A 16,678-nucleotide genomic window follows, 5' to 3' on the forward strand; every position below is an offset into this window, starting at 1 on the left:
TGCATCACGGAGTCCGAACGTGCCGCTCAGGCCTCCGGCACCGTCTCGTGGGTCCAGGAGCCGAGCACCAGGAGCGTCTTGGTGCCCGTGACGTCCCCGGCGCGGCGCAGCCGGTCGATGACCTGCTGCAGATGGCCGAGGTCGCGCGCCCGTACGTGGATCATCGCGTCCGGATCGCCCGCGATGGTGAACACCTCCTGCACCTCCGGCACGCCGACCGTGGTGCGGACGATGTCGCTGACCGGCGTGGTGCCGGGATAGCGCAGCTCGGTGAAGGCCTCGATGCCCCAGCCGAGCCTGGCGTAGTCGATCTGCACCGTGAAGCCGGTGATCACGCCGATGTCGCGCAACCGGTCGACCCGCCGTTTGACGGCGGCTACGGACAGCCCCACCTTGTCGGCCATCTCGGAGAAGGTCCTGCGCCCGTCCTCACGCAGCAGACGCAGCACATGATGATCGATCTCATCCACCTCGGGCATGCCGGAACCATCCCATCAGACGCAAAGAACCTCGGCTATTCCTAGCCGTAACTATAACTTTTTGCGTCTTTGTCCGATCTGGTCGTCGGATACTTGCGCACCATCGTCCGACGTTGCTGTGCTATGGGTCACACCACGAAGCCCAGGAGGTTCCGGCGTGAGCACGACCCCCGTGTCGCTGGACGACAGGTACACCGCCGCCGACGGCCGCGTGCTGATGTCCGGCATCCAGGCCCTGGTCCGCCTGACCTTGGAGCAGCGCCGCCTCGACGAGCGACGCGGACTCGACACCCGCGTCTTCGTCAGCGGCTACCAGGGCTCCCCGCTGGGCGGGGTCGACATGGAGATGGGCCGGGCCGCGCGCTTCCTCGACCCGGCGGGAGTGGTGTTCCGGCCCGGCCTGAACGAGGAGCTCGCCGCCACCGCCGTGGCCGGCACCCAGCTGCTCGGTCAGCTCCCCGGCAAGCGCCACGAGGGGGTGACGGGCTTCTGGTACGGCAAGAATCCGGGCCTGGACCGGGCCGCCGACGCCATCCGGCACGGCAACGTGGCCGGCACCTCCGCCCTCGGCGGCGCCGTGGCCTGGATCGGCGACGACCCCGGCAGCAAGTCCTCCACCGTGCCGAGCTCGTGCGAGCCGATGGTGCAGAGCCTGTCCATGCCGCTGCTGGCGCCCGGCTCGGTGGCGGAGATCATCGAGTACGGGCTGCACGCGGTGGCCCTGTCCCGCGCCACCGGCCTGTGGACCGGCCTGAAGATCGTCGCCGACATCGCCGACGCGTCCGCCACCGTGGACCTCGGCCCCCTGTCCGACGGCGTCCCGGCCCCCGGCCGCGCCGACCGGGGCAAGTCCCCCGTGCTGGTCGGCCCGGCCTCGCTGGACGCCGAGCACGACATGCTCACCCGCAGGCTGGACCTGGCCCGCGCCTACGCCCGCGCGCACGGACTCAACCGGGTGGTCTCCACCGCGCCGGAGGCCACCCTGGGCATCCTCGCCTCCGGCACCGGCTTCGCCGTGGTCCAGCGGGCGCTGGCCGACCTCGGCGTGGACCAGGCCGCGATGAACGCGCTCGGGCTGCGGCTGATCAAGCTCGGCATGCCGTTCCCGCTCGACCCCGCCGAGCTGGCCGCCATGACCGGCGACCTGGAGCGGGTGCTCGTCGTGGAGGACAAGGTGCCGTTCCTCGAAGGGCAGCTCAAGCAGGCCCTGTACGGCCGCGCGCACACCCCCGCCGTGACGGGCCGCGAGCTGCTCACCGCACGCGGCACCCTCGGCGCCGAGGACGTGGCCACGGCGCTGGCCGCCTGCGTCGGCGCCGACCGCCTGCCCCGCCAGGCCGTCCATCTGTCGTCCGCCGAGTCATCCGTCAGGCCCGCCCGCCGCATGCTGCCGATGGTCGCCGCGCGGACCCCGTACTTCTGCTCCGGCTGCCCGCACAACGCCTCCACCCGCGCCGACGACAGCACGCTGGTCGGCGTCGGGATCGGCTGCCACGCGATGATCGCGCTGGACGGCGGCGGGCGCGGCACCCAGGTCGGCATCACCCAGATGGGCGGCGAGGGAGCCCAGTGGATCGGCCTGGCGAGCTTCACCGAGGACCGCCACTTCGTGCAGAACCTCGGCGACGGCACCTTCCACCACTCCGGCTCCCTCGCCATCCGGGCCGCCGTCGCCGCCGGCGTGCGGATCACGTACAAACTGCTCTACAACGACGCGGTCGCCATGACCGGCGGGCAGCGCGCCGAGGGCCGCCTGGACGTGCCCGCGCTGACGCGGGCGCTGGAGGTCGAGGGAGTACGGCGGATCATCGTCACGACGCCGGAGCCGGAGACGTACCGAGGGGTCAGGCTCGCGGAGATCGCCACCGTGCGGCACCGCGACGACCTCGCCGAGGCCGAGCGGGACCTCGCCGCGCTGGACGGCGTCACCGTGCTCATCCACGACGACCGCTGCGCCGCCGAGGAGCGACGGCTGCGCAAGCGCGGCAAACTGCCCACGCCGGTGGCCAAGGTCGTGGTGAACGAGCGGGTCTGCGAGGGCTGCGGCGATTGCGGGGAGAAGTCCACGTGTCTGTCGGTGCAGCCGGTGGAGACCGAGTTCGGGCGCAAGACCCGGATCCACCAGGCGTCCTGCAACACCGACCTGAGCTGCCTCAAGGGCGACTGCCCGTCGTTCCTGCTCGTCGAGCCCGGCACCCGGCAGGCGCGGCCGGTGCCCGAGCTGCCCAGGGAGTTGACCGTCGCGCTGCCCGAGCCGGTCAGCCGGGTCGGCGGCGAGTCGGTGCTCATCAGGATGCCCGGCATCGGCGGCACCGGCGTCGTCACCGTCTCGCAGATCCTGCAGATGGCCGCCCACCTCGACGGCCTGCACGCGGCCGGGCTGGAGCAGACGGGGCTGGCGCAGAAGGGCGGGCCGGTGGTCAGCGACGTACGCGTCTCGCGGCGGCCGGTCGACGGCTCGGTGCGGGCCTCGCGCGGCACCGCCGACGTGCTGATCGGGTTCGACGTGCTGGGGGCCGCCGCCGACGGGAACCTGGCCGTCGCCTCGCCCGGCCGGACGGTCGCCGTCGTCAACACCTCGATCGTGCCCACCGCCGCGATGGTGACCGGCCGCGCCGCCCTGCCCGGCTCGCCCGCCGACGCGATCGTCCGGGTCGAGTCCGCCACCCGGTCCGGCGAGAACCTCTACCTCGACGCCCACGGCCTGTCCGAGGCGCTGTTCGCCGACCACATGCCCGCCAACATGCTGCTCGTCGGCGCCGCGTACCAGCACGGCTGCCTGCCGATCTCGGCCGACGCCATCGAGCGGGCGATCCGGCTCAACCAGGCCGCCGTCGAGCGGAACCTCGCCGCCTTCCGCTGGGGGCGCGCCGCCGTGGTGGACCTCGCTGCGGTGCTCTCTTCGGCGGCTCCTGCCCCGGCGCATCGCGAACCCGCTGGGCTGGAGGAGACGGTGGCCCTCCGGGTCGCCGACCTGACCGGCTACCAGAACGCCGCGTACGCGCGCACGTACGCTGAAGAGGTGAGCCACGTGACGGCGGTCGCCACCTCGCGCGCCGGCCAGGAGGCCGGGGAGCGGATCGCGCTCGCCTACGCCAGGAGCCTGCACCGGCTGATGGCGTACAAGGACGAGTACGAAGTCGCGCGGCTGCACCTGGACCCGCAGGAGAAGGCCGTGCGGGAGCGGGAGTTCGGCGCGGACGCCGTGGTGTCGGTGCTGCTGCACCCGCCGGTGCTGCGGGCGCTGGGGATGAAGCGCAAGATCAAGCTGCGCCGGTCGGCGGGAGTGCTGTTCCGCGGGCTGCGTGCCGCCCGGGTGCTGCGCGGCACCGCGCTCGACGTGTTCGGGTACGCAGGGGTACGGCGGGTCGAACGGGCTTTGATCACCGAATATCGTGAGGTGATGCGTGACGCGCTGGTCCGGCTGGATCCGGACACCGCCGACGCCGTCGGCTCGCTGGCCTCGCTGCCGGAGATGATCCGGGGCTATGAGGACATCAAGCTGGCGCGCGTCGCCGAGTGGCGTGAGCAGTGCCGGGCTTTGCTGGCCCGGCTGGACGAGCCCGCCGTGCACCCCGCCTCCTGAGGAGCGAACGTGACCGTTGACCGCCTGCTGCCCGGCCAGGACGCCGAGGACCTCATCGAGCTGACCCGCGAGATCGCCGACAAGGAGCTGGGGCGGCGGGTCGATGAGCACGAGCGGGCCGAGACCTATCCTGAGGGGCTGTTCGCGACCTTGGGGCAGGCTGGGCTGCTCGGGTTGCCGTATCCGGAGGAGTTCGGCGGGGGTGGGCAGCCGTACGAGGTGTACCTGCAGGTGATCGAGGAGCTGGCGGCGCGGTGGGCGGCCGTGGCGGTGGCCACCAGTGTGCATACGCTGGCCTGTTTTCCGGTGGCCACCCATGGGAGCCCTTCGCAGCGGGAGCGGTGGCTGCCCGCCATGCTGGCCGGGGAGCTTGTCGGGGGGTACAGCCTGTCGGAGCCGCAGGCCGGGTCTGACGCCGCTGCTCTGACCTGTAAGGCTTCGAAGGTCGAGGGGGGTTACCGGGTCACGGGGAACAAGGCGTGGATCACCCATGGGGGGAAGGCTGACTTCTATGCCCTGTTCGTGCGGACCGGGGAGGGGAGCCGGGGGATCTCCTGCTTCTTGGGGCCCGGGGCCGCTGAAGGGCTGACCTTCGGGCGGCCTGAGGAGAAGATGGGACTGCACGGGGTGCCCACTACCAGCGCGCACTATGACGGGGTCGTGCTGGAGGATGACCGGCTGCTGGGGGAGGAAGGGCAGGGGTTGCAGATCGCGTTCAGCGCTCTGGACTCCGGGCGGTTGGGGATCGCCGCTTGTGCCACCGGGTTGGCTCAGGCTGCTTTGGACGAGGCCGTCGCCTATGCCAAGGAGCGGCAGACCTTCGGGAAGAAGATCATCGACCATCAGGGGCTGGGGTTTCTGCTGGCTGATATGGCGGCCGGGGTGGACTGTGCTCGGGCTACCTATGTGGATGCGGCTCGACGGCGGGATGCCGGGCTGCCTTACAGCCGGCAGGCCAGTGTGGCGAAGCTGGTGGCCACGGACACCGCGATGAAGGTGACCACGGACGCGGTGCAGGTCTTCGGGGGGTACGGGTACACGCGGGAGTTCCGGGTCGAGCGGTACATGCGCGAGGCGAAGATCATGCAGATCTTCGAGGGCACGAATCAGATTCAGCGGCTGGTGATCAGTAGGCACTTGGCCAAGTAGCCTCTGACATGCGAGAACCCCGCCTCCCGGTACTGGGAAGCGGGGTTCGCTCGTCTTCAGGTCGTGTCCTAGATGATCATTGTTCCGTACCTGTTCCGTGGGAGACGCCGCGCGGACGGAACAGCCGGTCGTCGATGGCCTTGCGGGCGCGGTCGTGGGAACCGGGCATCATGTGGGCGTAGACGCGGAGGGTGAACCCTGGATCGGCGTGGCCGAGGTATTCGGCGAGTTCCCGCACCGAGACGCCACCGGCCAGCATGACGCTGGCGTAGTAGTGGCGGAGCTGGTGCAGTCCCTCTTTGCGTGAGGTGATGTAGCGGCTGCGCTGGCGAGGGTCCTTGCCCGGTGGCGGGATCACATCCGCCTGGACGAGTGCGGGCTTCCACACGATCTCGCTGTAGGTCCGGGATCTGATGTGGCGGTCGTCCGTCCAGCGGAAGAGCAGGTTGTGGGTGCGTAACCTGCCGTCCAGCCTCTCCCAGGGCAGTGAGCAGACCAGTGGGGGATAGGTCGAGACGTGCCGCTTGATGGCCTCGGCCGCCCAGTCCGGAAGCGGCACGACCCGCTCCCGGTCGTTCTTTGGCAGAGCAAAGGCGTGATCACTGCCTAGCTTCTTGATCTGTCGACGTACTCGGACAACGCGCTCCTCGAAGTCGATGTCCTCCAGGGCGAGCCCGCACAGTTCACCCTGCCGCAGCCCGCAGGCCGCGCCGATCATAGGGAGCAGACGGAACAGCGGAGGGTGGGCGTCGATCACCGCGCTGACTCTGTCGTCCGACCACGCGACGATCTCTTCGGTGGCGCGCTTGGGCACTTGCACGATCGGCGACTTGGCAGGACTGCGTTTGATCGCCTCGTCGGCTACGGCGAGGTTGAGGATGCCCTGAAGGACCAGGAAGGCCGTCTGTACGGTCGAGGTGCCGAAACGGCTGCTCAGGTCACTGATCCACGCCTGGACATCCGACGGCTTGATGCTCTTCACCTGGCGCTTGGCGAAGGCCGGCGAGACGTGGAGGCGGTGGATGTACTCGTATCGGATCTTCGTCGCCGGGTCGACGATGCGTGAGGCCAACCAGCGCTCGGCTACCTCGCCGAACAGCACTTTGCCCGCGTTGGGGTCGATGTAGTCGCCACGGGCGATGTCGGCGCCCATCGTGGCGATCTTGCGCTCGGCGTCGGCCTTGCGGTCATATGCGGTAGAGCGCTCGTTGCCGTCGGGGTCCACCCAGACGGCGAGCCAGCGCTTGCCCTTGCCGTGGCGTGCGGTCTTGACCTTCTGTCGCTTGCCGTCGGGGTTCCGGACTGTCTTGGTCCACAGGTCCTTGACGAAGGCCATGGGCTTACTCCTGGTCCTGGACCCAGGACATGACGTCCTCGGGCACGTAGCGGAGGTGACGGCCGATCTTGTGGCCTGTCGGGCCTGTGCGGTGGTGTCGCCATTGGTAGAGGGTGGTGATCGGGACGCCGAGGAATGTGGCTACGTCCTCCACGGTCCAGAGCTTGGCGAGGGTGTTCATAGGCACCCTCCGGTGATGGCAGCGGCGAGGAGTTGGTCGCCGAGGGAGTGGCCCTTGCCTGCGTACTCCCATTCGCTGATGACGAGGACGGTGTCCTCGTCGAAGAGGGGAAGCCGTCCGTGGGTGACCTCTTCGGTGTGAACGAAGCGCTCTCTGGCTGCCCGTAGTTCGCCGAGGGTGGTGGAGTAGCGGCGGGATCGGGTGGAGAAGTGGCCGCGGAATCCGAGCATGTGGGCCCAGTCGGCGAGGCGGAGGTCGGCCAGCTCTGGCAGGGTGCCGAGGTGCATGCAGGTGGTGATGAGGCGTCGGGCGTGGTCGCGGAGGTTGAAGGCTTCTAGGTTGTCGAGGGGGTTGATGCGGCGGTCGAGGGTGCCGACGCATTCGGCGGCTTTGGTGGCGTACTTGGCGATGTAGCCGGCCACGGCTTGCTCGGTGAGGTCGCCGTTAAGGGTGATGGGGCGGATGTCGAGCTGAGAGCCCCAGCGCAGGGTGCGCTCTGGCTGCTCCTGGTGGGCGGGTGCGGTGGCGGTGACGGCGTGGGTGGCGTGCTGGACGGCTTGGGTGAGAGCGTCGGTGGTGGCCCAGGCCGGGGGCGATGCGGTGGGTCCGCCGGGGCCGTCGAGGCGGATGACGGCGTGGAAGTGGACGACGCCGCGCCGTTGGTATTCGGCGACCTTAGCGAAGGAGAGCGTCAGGTGGTGGCGGAGGTCTTTGAGGGCCAGGCCGCCGGTCTTGGCGAGGTGGCGGCGGACGGAGTCGGCGAAGCGCTTCCACAGCAGCGGCGCCAGGGCGTTGAACAGGACGGAGCCGGTGTAGTCGTAGCAGTCGGGGCAGAGTGGTTCGCCGAGGCGGGGGTCGTCCTTGCTGTGCCGTTCGGTGCAGGACATGACACGTCCGTGCGGGCAGGGTTCGGCGTTGCGGCGGGCGTGGCAGGGCTGCACCTTGCCGTTCTTCTCATGGCGGGTGTGGACGGTGCCGAAGGACGGAGCGGTCAGGGTGACGAACAGGGTCGGGTGTCCGGTGACGGTCTCCGGGACGCCCTTACCGCCGATGAGACCGGCGCGGATGAGGTGGTAGGTGTCGGCTCGGTAGGTCTCGGCGCAGGCGGGGCAGCGGGTGGCGCGGCGGGTCTTGCACGGGACCCGTAGTACGCCGTCGGGCTCGTGGTTGGTGGTGTAGCGGTGCAGGAGTTGGCCGGTGGCCTGGTCGTAGTGTTCGACCTTGCCGCGTAGGTGGATGGGCTGTCGGCAGCCGCCGGTCGCGCGGATCTGGGATGCCCAGCGGTCGTAGTCGGCCCGGTTGAGGCGCTTGATCATGCCGGTGATGGCGTGCGCGGTGGCAGGAGTTGCGGGCAAGATGGAGACCTCCTCTCACTCGTTCGGGTGATAGGGATAGCCCCCGACCTGGCGTGTGTCTTGGCGGATGTGCGGCCAGGCCGGGGGCGCTGCGCTTATGCGCCGTGGTTGTCGATGCCGGTGCCGTCGCAGTCGGCGCACCGGTCGCCTTCGGAGTGCAGGCCGGTACCACCGCAGGAGCAGCAGCGGTAGTGGATCACCGGCAGGTCATCGGGCATGGTCACCTTCTTTCGCTCGGGCGGGTGGTGAGGTAGACGCGCCAGTGGTGGGGACGGGCGCGGTCGGGGTAGGCGCGGGAGACGGCGTAGACGGTGAAGTGCAGGCGCAGGCGGAACAGGGCGTCGACGATTTCGGCGCGGGTGCCGTCGATGCGGATGCGCATGGTCGTTGCCCTCCTTTCTGGTCAGGCGGTGGGCAGGGCGCGCAGCAGGTCTGAGGCGAGCTGGTCGGATACGCCGAGGTGGGCGCGGAGCGTGTCGCGGGTGATCGGTCTGCCGTGTTTGGCGTGGTGGTCGTCGGCGACGCGGCGGGCGTAGTCGACGAGCGCCGGGGCCAGGCCGTCGCCTGGGGTGTCGTTGTTGTCCGGGCGGAGGAGTTCGGGGACCGGCGACGAGGCCAGGACGGGCGCGGGCGAGGGCGAGGCGGCCGGTGCCGGAGGCGGGTCGGGGTGGGTGGCGCGGCGTTCCAGCATCGAGACGGCGATGAGGAAGGCGGCGGCCGGGGTGGCGGCGGTGATCCATCCCCAGACGGTCGGGTCGGCTTGGGCGAGGTTGGCGGCCAGGGACAGGACGATGCCGCCGGTCAGGACGAGGACGGGCCAGGTGATGCGGCCTTGCCGGCCTTTGCCGGTCTTCTTGTCGCGTTGGCGTTCGCGGGCGGCCATGACGCAGGTGAGGTCGATGCAGACGGCGACGGCCCAGGCCATCCAGCCGGTTTGGCCGTGCTCGGTGGCGGTCTCGCGGATGTGGGTGAACGATCCGGCGCCCGCGATGACGGCCAGGACGAGAACCGGGCCGGTGTCGAGCAGTCGGCAGGCCAAGCGTCGCATCGGTGCCCTCCCTTCGAGGTTCAGGCGTTGGCGTGTTCGGTCAGGTGGGCGGTGATCTCGTCCCAGGACGGGGCGAGGTGCGCATGGGTGTGGGCGGCGTGTTCGGCGGTGGCGTCGGTGACGTAGAAGGAGCGGGCGCGGTACCACTGGCCGTCTTGTGAGGCGACGATGGCGACGCCGGGTGTCTCGGCGGCGATGGCGCGGGCGGAGACGAGGGCGGCCGGGTCGAGGTCGCCGAGGGTCATGGTCGCGGTTTCGGGGTCGTTGACTCGGTGGCAGATCCGGCCGGAGCACTGGGCGCGTAGGGCGGTGACGCCGGGGCCGAGGTCGGAGCCGATCCTTTGGCCGCAGCAGAACAGGTAGATGCCGAACGCCCGGCCGAGCTGGGCCACCCGCAGCAGCGCTGTGGAGGTTTTGGCGATCTCGTCTTTCTCGGACTTGTCGGCCATCAGGTAGAGCTCGGCCAACTCATCCACCAGGACCACGACCGGCACGGGCCGGATGGCGGGCGGGAGCTGCCAGATGTTGCGGGCGGACGCCTGGCGGCACAACCCCATCCGGTCGATCATCAGCCCGACCAGATCGGCCAGCAGGCCGACCGATTCTGCGCGTGAGGTGGCCAGCGCCGACAGCCGGGGCGCGTACGGGGTGAACTCGACGCCGCCCTTGAGATCGAAGCCGACCAGCGCCACCGGTTGCGGCGAGAGGCCGACGATGAGGGCGTTGGCGAGGTTGGACTTGCCGGATTGGGTGGCTCCGGCGTTGAGCCAGTGCGGCACCGTCCGGAAGTCGATGACCCAGGGCTTGCCGGTCTCCAACTGCCCGACCGTCACCTTGAGCAGTTCAGGTGAGGGCGGGAGCTGGTCGACCTTGATCAGCGGGTCGCGCATGGTCGCCGCCAGGACGACGCGGCCGGGGCGGGGTGAGGAGGCGCGGATCGCGTGCACGCCCCAGGAGTGGGCCAGGCGTTCGGCGGCGTCGGCGTAGTCGCCGGGGGTCTGGCCTTCGAGCGTCCACAGGGTGACGCGCCAGCCGTGCCGAGTCGGCTTGGGCAGCCACATGAATGGCTTGGTGTCGACGGCCACCCGCTGAAAACGCCGCTTGACTTTGACGATGCCGGTCGAGGCGACCAGGCCGGGCACGGTGGTGAACCACCAGCGCTGCCGCTTCTTGGTCAGCCCGCAGCCAAGGGCGACCCGCCGCCAGGATGCCCGAACCGAGGCAGCGGTGAGCGGGAAGCCGAGCGCGAGCCAGAAGGAGGGGTAGTGGAAGCGGCGCCAGGCCCACAGCCCGGCCGCGACGGCGGCGAGGGCTGCGAGCACGAGCAGCGCGTCACGCATCGGCGGCCTCCCGGACGGGGAGGAGAGCGGTGGCGCGGTAGGCGATGCCCCACCGGCCGGAGATCTCCCAGACGTAGCCGAGCAGGCCGATGGCGGTGACTTGGTCGCCGGTGGTGATGGGTGGCTCTCCGGTGGTGCCGATCTTGACGAGTTCGATCCGGCCGAACTCGTCTTCTACTGAGACGGTGACCTCGTAGACGGTGTTGCCGTTCTTGTCGGTCTTGATCTCGCCGGTGTCGCGGTTGAGGACGCGCGGGCGCGGGGCCTTGACGCAGGTGATGGCGAGTTTGCTGACATCCACGGGGATGGGGACGGAACGCATGGGCTGTGACCTCCTCTTTCGTCGCCACCAACATAGTTAACCTAGTTGGCTTGGTTGTCAATGTTCTCTCGGTTGGCTTGGTCGAACTTTCGTGGTGAGATTGAGGGCGATGGTCAAGAACACCGGCCGGCCGGGCTACCTGCAGATCGCCGACGATCTCCGCGCGCAGATCCGCGGCGGCTCCCTCGAGCCCGGAAGCCCGCTGCCGTCCACGGCCAAACTCGCCGAGCAGTACGGCGCGTCGCTGTCGGTGGTGAAGCTGGCCGTCGGCGTCCTGCGCACCGAGGGCCTGGTGATCGGCCAGCAGGGCAAGGGCGTGTTCGTCCGCGACACCGACGACCCCCAGGCCGCCGGCGACGAGCTGGCCGACCTGCGCGCCACCGTGCACGACCTGTCCGTGCGCCTGGCCAAGGTCGAGGAGCAGTTGGCTACGTCCACGACACCCCGTCCCGGACGTAGCAGCCGGTAACCTTCCTGGCCAGCGACGCCGACGCCCCCGACGGGTTGCGCCGCAGGCTGAGCGCCTTGTCCTCACGGCGGATGCCGACCAGCACCGTCACGTACCCGACCAGCAGCGCGACGCCGAGCACTCCGGCGATGATCAGCGGGATCGTGGTCATGACCAGATCACCCCCGCCACGGCCAGGCCGCGAGGAGCGCGCGGGGGACGGCGGGTCTCACTCCGCCGCTGGCCGTCGCGGTTGCGCTTGGCCGCCTGCTTCTTGATCCAGCGCTCACGGGCCAGGCACTTACGGCACCGCGTCTGTCCCTGCTCCAGACGTGCGCTGCACTGGCAGGTGGGCTCCGGGTAGATCTCCTCGGTCATGTGATCACCACTCCTCTCGGTCGGTTGTTCTTGCTTGCGAACCGAGAATGCTGCGGAGCGTCAGGACGAGATCACTACACGACGGGACATGTTCAAGACGTCCGGCCTACGATGGCCAGGTCCCCGGACGTCCCCTTGAAGCGGGTGAGATGGCGAACGAACGGCTACGCGCGGCCCTGCTCCAGAAAGGCGTGTCCATCGCCGATCTGGCCGAGGCGATCGAGGTGGACCCCAAGACGGTCGAACGCTGGGTGACCAAGGGGCGCGAGCCGTACCGAAAACACCGCTTCGCCACCGCTTCCTACCTGGGAGTGGACGAGACGTACCTGTGGCCGGACGCGCTCAGCCCCGAACAGGTGACCTCCGCCTCACAGAGCGAGATCATCGCGATCTACCCGCACCGCTGGGCGGTGCCACGGGACATCTGGGGACGACTGTTCGGTGCGGCGTCCGAAGAGATCGGCGTCCTGGCCTTCAGCGGATTGTTCCTGGCCGACGATGGTGGCATGGTGCGCCTGTTTGCCGACAAAGCGCGGGCCGGTGTGCGCGTGCGCATCCTGCTGGGCGACCCGGACTCGGCCGAGGTGGCGCAGCGCGGGAGTGACGAGGGCGTGGGCGACAGCATGGCGGCACAGATCCGCAGCGCGCTGGTGTTCTACCGGCCGATCACCGGCCTGGACAACGTCGAGATCCGGTTGCACCGCACGGTGCTGTACAACTCGATCTACCGCGCCGACGACGAGTTCCTGATCAACATGCACGTGTACGGCACCCGCGCCGGAAACGCGCCCGTCCTGCACCTACGGCGGGTGGCCGGCGGCGACATGGTCGCCACCTACGCCGAGAGCTTCGAGAAGGTATGGGCCCAGGCCACCCCGGTGGAGCCCTGATGGCACGACGCATCGACTTCTACGACGACCCCGACGCCCCCGAGCCCAACAGCCTGATCCCCTCGGTCAACGTCATCGTCACCAACGAGGCCGGCGACCTGCTGATGATCCGCCGCACCGACAACGACAACTGGGCCACGCCCGGGGGAGCCATCGACCTGGGCGAGTCCATCCCGCAGGCCGCCGTCCGCGAAACCCTCGAAGAGACCGGCATCACCTGCGAGATCACCGGCCTGACCGGCACCTACAGCGACCCCCACCACATCATCCTTTACACCTCGAATGGCGAGGCTCGGCAGGAGTTCTCCATCGTCCTGACCGCCCGACCTGTCAGCGGCGAACCGACACCCAGCGACGAGTCGCGCGAAGTCCGCTGGGTGCCCCGCGATCAGGTGGCCGGGCTCCAGATGGACCGCTCGATGCGGCTGCGGATCGAGCACTACCTGACCGGCAGCGGCCTACCGCACATCGGATAGCCCTTATCGATCTTGAGATCGTAGGGTAGGCGTCGTGATCACCCCCCACGCCTCGGACGGTCCGCGCTACCCCTGGGCCGATCTTCTTCAGACTGTGAACCGCAGAATCCACCAGCAGCACGCGCAGAGCGAAGCTTCTACACCGTCGGGATCGCGGCACCTGGTGGAGGCGCAACGGCCTCCGGACTGGCTCGGGACGACCGGCGCCAGTGAGGCAGAGCTGGCGCATCGCGAGGAGCGTCTCGGCATGCGTCTTCCGCCGAGTTACAGGGAGTTTCTCGGAGTTTCCAACGGCTGGGATGAGGAAAGCCGTTCGTGCTTGCGCTTACTGTCCTTGGCTGAGATCAGTTGGGTTCGGGATATAGCCCCCTACCTCGCTGTATGGGGCGAGTCCGTCGGTGACATGCTCTGCATCTCGGAGGACGTCGACGGCCAGATCTGCCTCCTCAACCCGCACGTTGTAGGACCTGACGGCGAGTGGCAAGCATTTGACCTGGCCGCCTGGCGTCCCGGAGAGATCGAGTACTGCTCGTTCTGGGATCTCATGACCGGCATGTTTCCCGATTTCGCGCTTGAGGATCCGGACTCTTCCACCGTGCCGGACGTCGGTTGAGGTCAGAGTCGCTCACAGGCCAGCCCCACGGAAAGCGGCTTAGCTTAGGTGCCTGACTTCATTCGGGAGGGGTATTCGGTCCAGTCCTTGTCTCGTGGGCGAGCGCCGCTTCCACCGCCCGCACCGACGACACGATGCACGGCGTCGCGTCCGTGATCGAACGGCTCACCACGTGCTCGGGGCCGTAGCGGGAGTGGATCTCGGCCAGCCGGTCGCGTACGTCCAGGTGCCGGCCGTCCGGGCTGGTGGTCATGTCGCAGTACGTCAGCGCCCGAGCCAGGTCGGGGCGTTCCTGATCGAACTCCTTGGCCAGCACGTCGAACAGGTCCCGTTGCCGCGCCTCGTTGTCCGCGCACGAGTGGTAGGCCACCAGGCGGCACAGCCGCTCATCGGCCTGGGCGACGTCGCGCAGGTAGCGGGCGCCGTCGAGCTGATGCATACCGGTGTCGACGAGGTCCGGGGCGTAGCCGATGTCATGCAGCAGGCACGCGGCGATCAGGGTGTCGGTGTCCGCGCCGAGGATCGGGGCCAGGGTCTCGGCCTGGTCGGCCACTCCCTGGGTGTGTGCCCAGCGTCGGGGCAGCGTCGTGTCCAGCAGATCCTTGGCCAGGCCGTAGGCCCATTCAACTTGTCCCACGAGGTTCACGATAGGCAGCACAGGCAGGGGCGAATCCAGAGGGGCAGACGAGACGTCCCAGGACGTCTCAACCCCGGACGAAACGCCCCCGCCCGTGCTCGGCCACGATCAACCCATCGCGTTCCAGCACGGCCAAGGCCTGCCGCACCGTGTTCCGCGAGGCCCCGAAGCGGCGGCGTAGCTCGGCCTCACTCGGCAGCGCGGCACCAGGAGCCAGCTCGCCGCCGTCGATCTGCTCACGCAGGCTCGTGGCGATCTGCTGATAGCGGTACGGGGCCGCGCCGCCGTCGGCAGCCACCACGCGGCCCTTGGACGGGACAGTGATCAGGAGTCCTTCGTCCTCCAGGAGCGCCAGGCCGCGCCGTACCGTGTTGCGCGCCACCCCGAACCTGCGGCACAGCTCCGCCTCAGACGGCAGCACCGAGCCCGGCGCGAATTCGCCCGCGACGATCTGTTCACGGAGGCGGGCGGCGATCTGCGGGTAGACCAGTCCGCCCGTCAGCCATCGGCCGCCGGTCACCGGGGTCAGCCGCGGTAAGCGTCGAGAATCTTGTCCAGGTCGACCGTGAGATCACCCTGCTCGCCGTCATGCCAGCCGTCCTCGGCGGCCTGCTCGATCCGGTCCACCGCGTGGGCCATCTGCAGGAACGACACCCGCTCGTCGTCCTGGTCGCCCCAGTAGAACCAGCAGAACGACAGGTGCACGAACACTCGCCGCATCCGGCATCGGCTGTCTATCACATCCAGCGCCGGACGGCCGTCCTGGGTGCCTACGAGGACCGCCGCGATATCGCGTGCGTTCAGCTGTTCGCCCAGCGCGGTCAGCAGCCGCTCGGTGTAGGCCCGTTGCTGCTCCTTGACGGTCTGGCTCGCCTGCATCGTGGTCCTCCCTGACATTCGTGCCCGGTGTTGTGTGCGTCGAGCGTCGCCCCACGGCCGGGGGCGGGAACACCACAACTTGGGGACGTCTAGGGACGTCTGATGTTAACGTCGCAGCACAAGGGTCAACTTGCGAGAGGAACAGGCCGGCCCCATGAACGACAACCTCCGCTACGCACTGGCCGCCGCCCGCCTCAACACCACCGACGTCGCCGCCGCCCTGGCCGTCGACCCCAAAACCGTCAGCCGATGGCTTCAAGGGCGCATCCCCTACCCACGCCACCGATGGGCCGTCGCCGACCTGCTCCACGTCGACGAGGCCGAGCTATGGCCTGAGGTCGCGCCACGACACCAGGCACTCGCCGACGGCGTACAAGCGATCTACCCGCACCGCTGGGCCGTCCCCCAGACGGTCTGGCGCAACCTCTTCGGCGGAGCCGGGCGGGAGATCGGCATCTTGGCCTACAGCGCGTTGTTCCTCGCCGAAGACCGGGGCATCCTCGACACCCTGGCCGACCGCGCTAAGGCCGGAGTCACAGTGCGCATCCTCCTCGGCGACCCTCAGGGGGAGGAAGTGGCCACGCGTGGCGTCAACGAGGGGACCGGAGCCGAGATCATGGCAGCGAGAGTGGCCAACGCGCTCACGCTGTACCGATCGCTGAGAGACGTCCCAGGCATCGAGATCCGCCTACACCGGACCGTGCTCTACAACTCCATCTACCGCGCCGACGATCACCTTCTCGTCAACACCCACGCCTACGGCACACCAGCAGCCAACGCTCCCGTCATGCACCTCACCCACACCGACGACCAAGGACCGGCAGACGCCTACGTCACCAGCTTCGAGCGCGTATGGGACACCACCCAGCCCATCCACAAGGGACCGGCCTGACTGACATAGGTCCCATCACCGGCCTACCGCTAGGTAAGAGGGCGGGTGCTACTGCCCCTCTATCGCGAACCGGTAGACCGTAGACTCCCGGGCCTGGAAGCCAAGACGTTCGTACAGCCGGTTCGCCGCCTCGCGATCCGGGCGTGAGGTGAGATCGACGGTTCGTGCTCCCGCTTCCTGAGCCAGCCGTAGAGCGTGCTGGGTGAGCTTCGCAGCGACTCCCTGGCCACGCGCCGAGGTGTCGACCACCACATCCTCGATCCGGGCACGTATCCCGGAGGGGATGGAGAACAGCAGCAAGGTCAACGTCCCAACGATCTCACCGCCCGCACGAGCGACCACGATCGTATTGCCATGACCTCTCACGATGTGTTCAACCGCTTCAAAGTCCAGCGGCTTAGCCGACGAGGACAGTTGTGGCAGTAGCCGGCCGAAGGCCACCACGAGTTCCTGACTCGCCTCCCGGATGACCTCAATCTCAACACCCATGCAGCGAGCCTACGACGACGCATCAGAAGACCAGGCCGGGACACAGACCGAGATTGTCAGGTCTCAGGACCCGTGCGACAGATCCGGCTCGGGAGGTAGGTGACACTCCAGCTAGATGATCTTTAGTATGTCGTGTGGATGACAGTACCGCGGACTAGTGCGACTAGGGATGTTGAGGGT

General features: G+C 68.8%; 22 protein-coding genes. 7 read left to right on the forward strand and 15 right to left on the reverse strand.

Going from position 1 to position 16,678, the window contains the following annotated elements; genetic code table 11:
• Positions 1–26: 26 nt before the first annotated feature.
• Positions 27–479: an Lrp/AsnC family transcriptional regulator gene (locus ACIBQX_RS49685; protein WP_397017673.1), complete on the reverse strand. Its 453-nt coding sequence runs from the start codon at positions 477–479 to the stop codon at positions 27–29.
• 157 nt (positions 480–636) lie between these two features.
• On the opposite strand from ACIBQX_RS49685, the gene ACIBQX_RS49690 reads away from it, so the two are divergent.
• Together ACIBQX_RS49690 and ACIBQX_RS49695 are read left to right on the forward strand one after the other, a co-directional pair.
• Complete coding sequence (locus tag ACIBQX_RS49690; protein ID WP_397017675.1) at positions 637–4,065, forward strand: indolepyruvate ferredoxin oxidoreductase family protein; 3,429 nt, start codon at positions 637–639, stop codon at positions 4,063–4,065.
• A 9-nt stretch (positions 4,066–4,074) separates the two neighbouring features.
• Positions 4,075–5,214 (forward strand): acyl-CoA dehydrogenase family protein, encoded by a 1,140-nt coding sequence (locus tag ACIBQX_RS49695; RefSeq protein ID WP_397017677.1) that lies wholly within the window; start codon positions 4,075–4,077, stop codon positions 5,212–5,214.
• 76 nt (positions 5,215–5,290) lie between these two features.
• Here ACIBQX_RS49695 and ACIBQX_RS49700 read toward each other — a convergent pair whose 3' ends face one another.
• The 8 genes from ACIBQX_RS49700 to ACIBQX_RS49735 form a co-directional block, all read right to left on the reverse strand.
• On the reverse strand, positions 5,291–6,550 hold the full coding sequence (locus ACIBQX_RS49700) for a tyrosine-type recombinase/integrase (RefSeq protein ID WP_397017679.1): 1,260 nt from the start codon (positions 6,548–6,550) through the stop codon (positions 5,291–5,293).
• A gap of 4 nt (positions 6,551–6,554) precedes the next feature.
• A complete protein-coding gene (locus tag ACIBQX_RS49705; protein ID WP_397017681.1) occupies positions 6,555–6,731 on the reverse strand; it encodes a helix-turn-helix transcriptional regulator in 177 nt (58 codons plus the stop codon).
• Positions 6,728–8,047, reverse strand: a complete 1,320-nt coding sequence (locus tag ACIBQX_RS49710; protein ID WP_397017711.1) for a replication initiator — start codon at positions 8,045–8,047, stop codon at positions 6,728–6,730. The genes ACIBQX_RS49705 and ACIBQX_RS49710 overlap by 4 nt, the downstream gene beginning before the upstream one ends.
• A gap of 134 nt (positions 8,048–8,181) precedes the next feature.
• Positions 8,182–8,304, reverse strand: a complete 123-nt coding sequence (locus tag ACIBQX_RS49715) for a hypothetical protein (RefSeq protein ID WP_397017683.1) — start codon at positions 8,302–8,304, stop codon at positions 8,182–8,184.
• 2 nt (positions 8,305–8,306) lie between these two features.
• On the reverse strand, positions 8,307–8,468 hold the full coding sequence (locus ACIBQX_RS49720; protein ID WP_336212606.1) for a hypothetical protein: 162 nt from the start codon (positions 8,466–8,468) through the stop codon (positions 8,307–8,309).
• A 21-nt stretch (positions 8,469–8,489) separates the two neighbouring features.
• Positions 8,490–9,134, reverse strand: coding sequence for a DUF2637 domain-containing protein (locus ACIBQX_RS49725; RefSeq protein WP_397017686.1), 645 nt, complete (start codon positions 9,132–9,134; stop codon positions 8,490–8,492).
• 20 nt (positions 9,135–9,154) lie between these two features.
• Positions 9,155–10,474 (reverse strand): FtsK/SpoIIIE domain-containing protein, encoded by a 1,320-nt coding sequence (locus ACIBQX_RS49730; RefSeq protein WP_397017688.1) that lies wholly within the window; start codon positions 10,472–10,474, stop codon positions 9,155–9,157.
• Positions 10,467–10,796, reverse strand: coding sequence for a hypothetical protein (locus ACIBQX_RS49735; protein ID WP_397017690.1), 330 nt, complete (start codon positions 10,794–10,796; stop codon positions 10,467–10,469). The genes ACIBQX_RS49730 and ACIBQX_RS49735 overlap by 8 nt, the downstream gene beginning before the upstream one ends.
• Before the next feature lie 109 nt (positions 10,797–10,905).
• On the opposite strand from ACIBQX_RS49735, the gene ACIBQX_RS49740 reads away from it, so the two are divergent.
• Positions 10,906–11,265, forward strand: a complete 360-nt coding sequence (locus tag ACIBQX_RS49740; protein ID WP_397017692.1) for a winged helix-turn-helix domain-containing protein — start codon at positions 10,906–10,908, stop codon at positions 11,263–11,265.
• Here the strand turns inward: ACIBQX_RS49740 and ACIBQX_RS49745 are convergent.
• Both ACIBQX_RS49745 and ACIBQX_RS49750 read right to left on the reverse strand, forming a co-directional pair.
• Positions 11,225–11,416 carry a hypothetical protein gene (locus tag ACIBQX_RS49745; protein WP_364547055.1) on the reverse strand — a complete coding sequence of 64 codons (192 nt, stop codon included), beginning with the start codon at positions 11,414–11,416 and terminating at the stop codon, positions 11,225–11,227. The genes ACIBQX_RS49740 and ACIBQX_RS49745 overlap by 41 nt on opposite strands.
• Positions 11,413–11,622, reverse strand: coding sequence for a hypothetical protein (locus ACIBQX_RS49750; protein WP_397017694.1), 210 nt, complete (start codon positions 11,620–11,622; stop codon positions 11,413–11,415). The genes ACIBQX_RS49745 and ACIBQX_RS49750 overlap by 4 nt, the downstream gene beginning before the upstream one ends.
• A 149-nt stretch (positions 11,623–11,771) precedes the next feature.
• On the opposite strand from ACIBQX_RS49750, the gene ACIBQX_RS49755 reads away from it, so the two are divergent.
• The 3 genes from ACIBQX_RS49755 to ACIBQX_RS49765 are packed head-to-tail and all read left to right on the forward strand — an operon-like array spanning position 11,772 to position 13,601.
• A complete protein-coding gene (locus ACIBQX_RS49755; protein WP_397017696.1) occupies positions 11,772–12,512 on the forward strand; it encodes a helix-turn-helix domain-containing protein in 741 nt (246 codons plus the stop codon).
• Positions 12,512–12,988 (forward strand): NUDIX hydrolase, encoded by a 477-nt coding sequence (locus ACIBQX_RS49760; RefSeq protein ID WP_397017698.1) that lies wholly within the window; start codon positions 12,512–12,514, stop codon positions 12,986–12,988. Before ACIBQX_RS49755 ends, ACIBQX_RS49760 begins: the two co-directional genes overlap by 1 nt.
• Positions 12,989–13,022: 34 nt before the next feature.
• Positions 13,023–13,601 carry an SMI1/KNR4 family protein gene (locus tag ACIBQX_RS49765; RefSeq protein WP_397017700.1) on the forward strand — a complete coding sequence of 193 codons (579 nt, stop codon included), beginning with the start codon at positions 13,023–13,025 and terminating at the stop codon, positions 13,599–13,601.
• Between the two features lie 58 nt (positions 13,602–13,659).
• On the opposite strand, the gene ACIBQX_RS49770 is transcribed toward ACIBQX_RS49765, so the two are convergent.
• The 3 genes from ACIBQX_RS49770 to ACIBQX_RS49780 form a co-directional block, all read right to left on the reverse strand.
• The gene (locus ACIBQX_RS49770; protein WP_397017702.1) at positions 13,660–14,238 is read right to left on the reverse strand and encodes an HD domain-containing protein; all 579 of its coding nucleotides are present in this window, start codon (positions 14,236–14,238) and stop codon (positions 13,660–13,662) included.
• 67 nt (positions 14,239–14,305) lie between these two features.
• Entirely contained in the window at positions 14,306–14,758 is a 453-nt protein-coding gene (locus ACIBQX_RS49775; RefSeq protein WP_397017704.1) for a GntR family transcriptional regulator, read from the reverse strand.
• 5 nt (positions 14,759–14,763) lie between these two features.
• A complete protein-coding gene (locus tag ACIBQX_RS49780; RefSeq protein ID WP_397017706.1) occupies positions 14,764–15,117 on the reverse strand; it encodes a hypothetical protein in 354 nt (117 codons plus the stop codon).
• A gap of 154 nt (positions 15,118–15,271) precedes the next feature.
• Between ACIBQX_RS49780 and ACIBQX_RS49785 the strand changes: the two genes are divergently transcribed.
• Entirely contained in the window at positions 15,272–16,009 is a 738-nt protein-coding gene (locus tag ACIBQX_RS49785) for an XRE family transcriptional regulator (RefSeq protein ID WP_397017707.1), read from the forward strand.
• Between the two features lie 48 nt (positions 16,010–16,057).
• Here the strand turns inward: ACIBQX_RS49785 and ACIBQX_RS49790 are convergent, their stop codons facing one another.
• Positions 16,058–16,498, reverse strand: coding sequence for a GNAT family N-acetyltransferase (locus ACIBQX_RS49790; protein ID WP_397017709.1), 441 nt, complete (start codon positions 16,496–16,498; stop codon positions 16,058–16,060).
• Positions 16,499–16,678: the final 180 nt, after the last annotated feature.

The organism is Nonomuraea sp. NPDC049714, assembly GCF_044465295.1.
Classification (GTDB): Bacteria; Actinomycetota; Actinomycetes; order Streptosporangiales; family Streptosporangiaceae; genus Nonomuraea.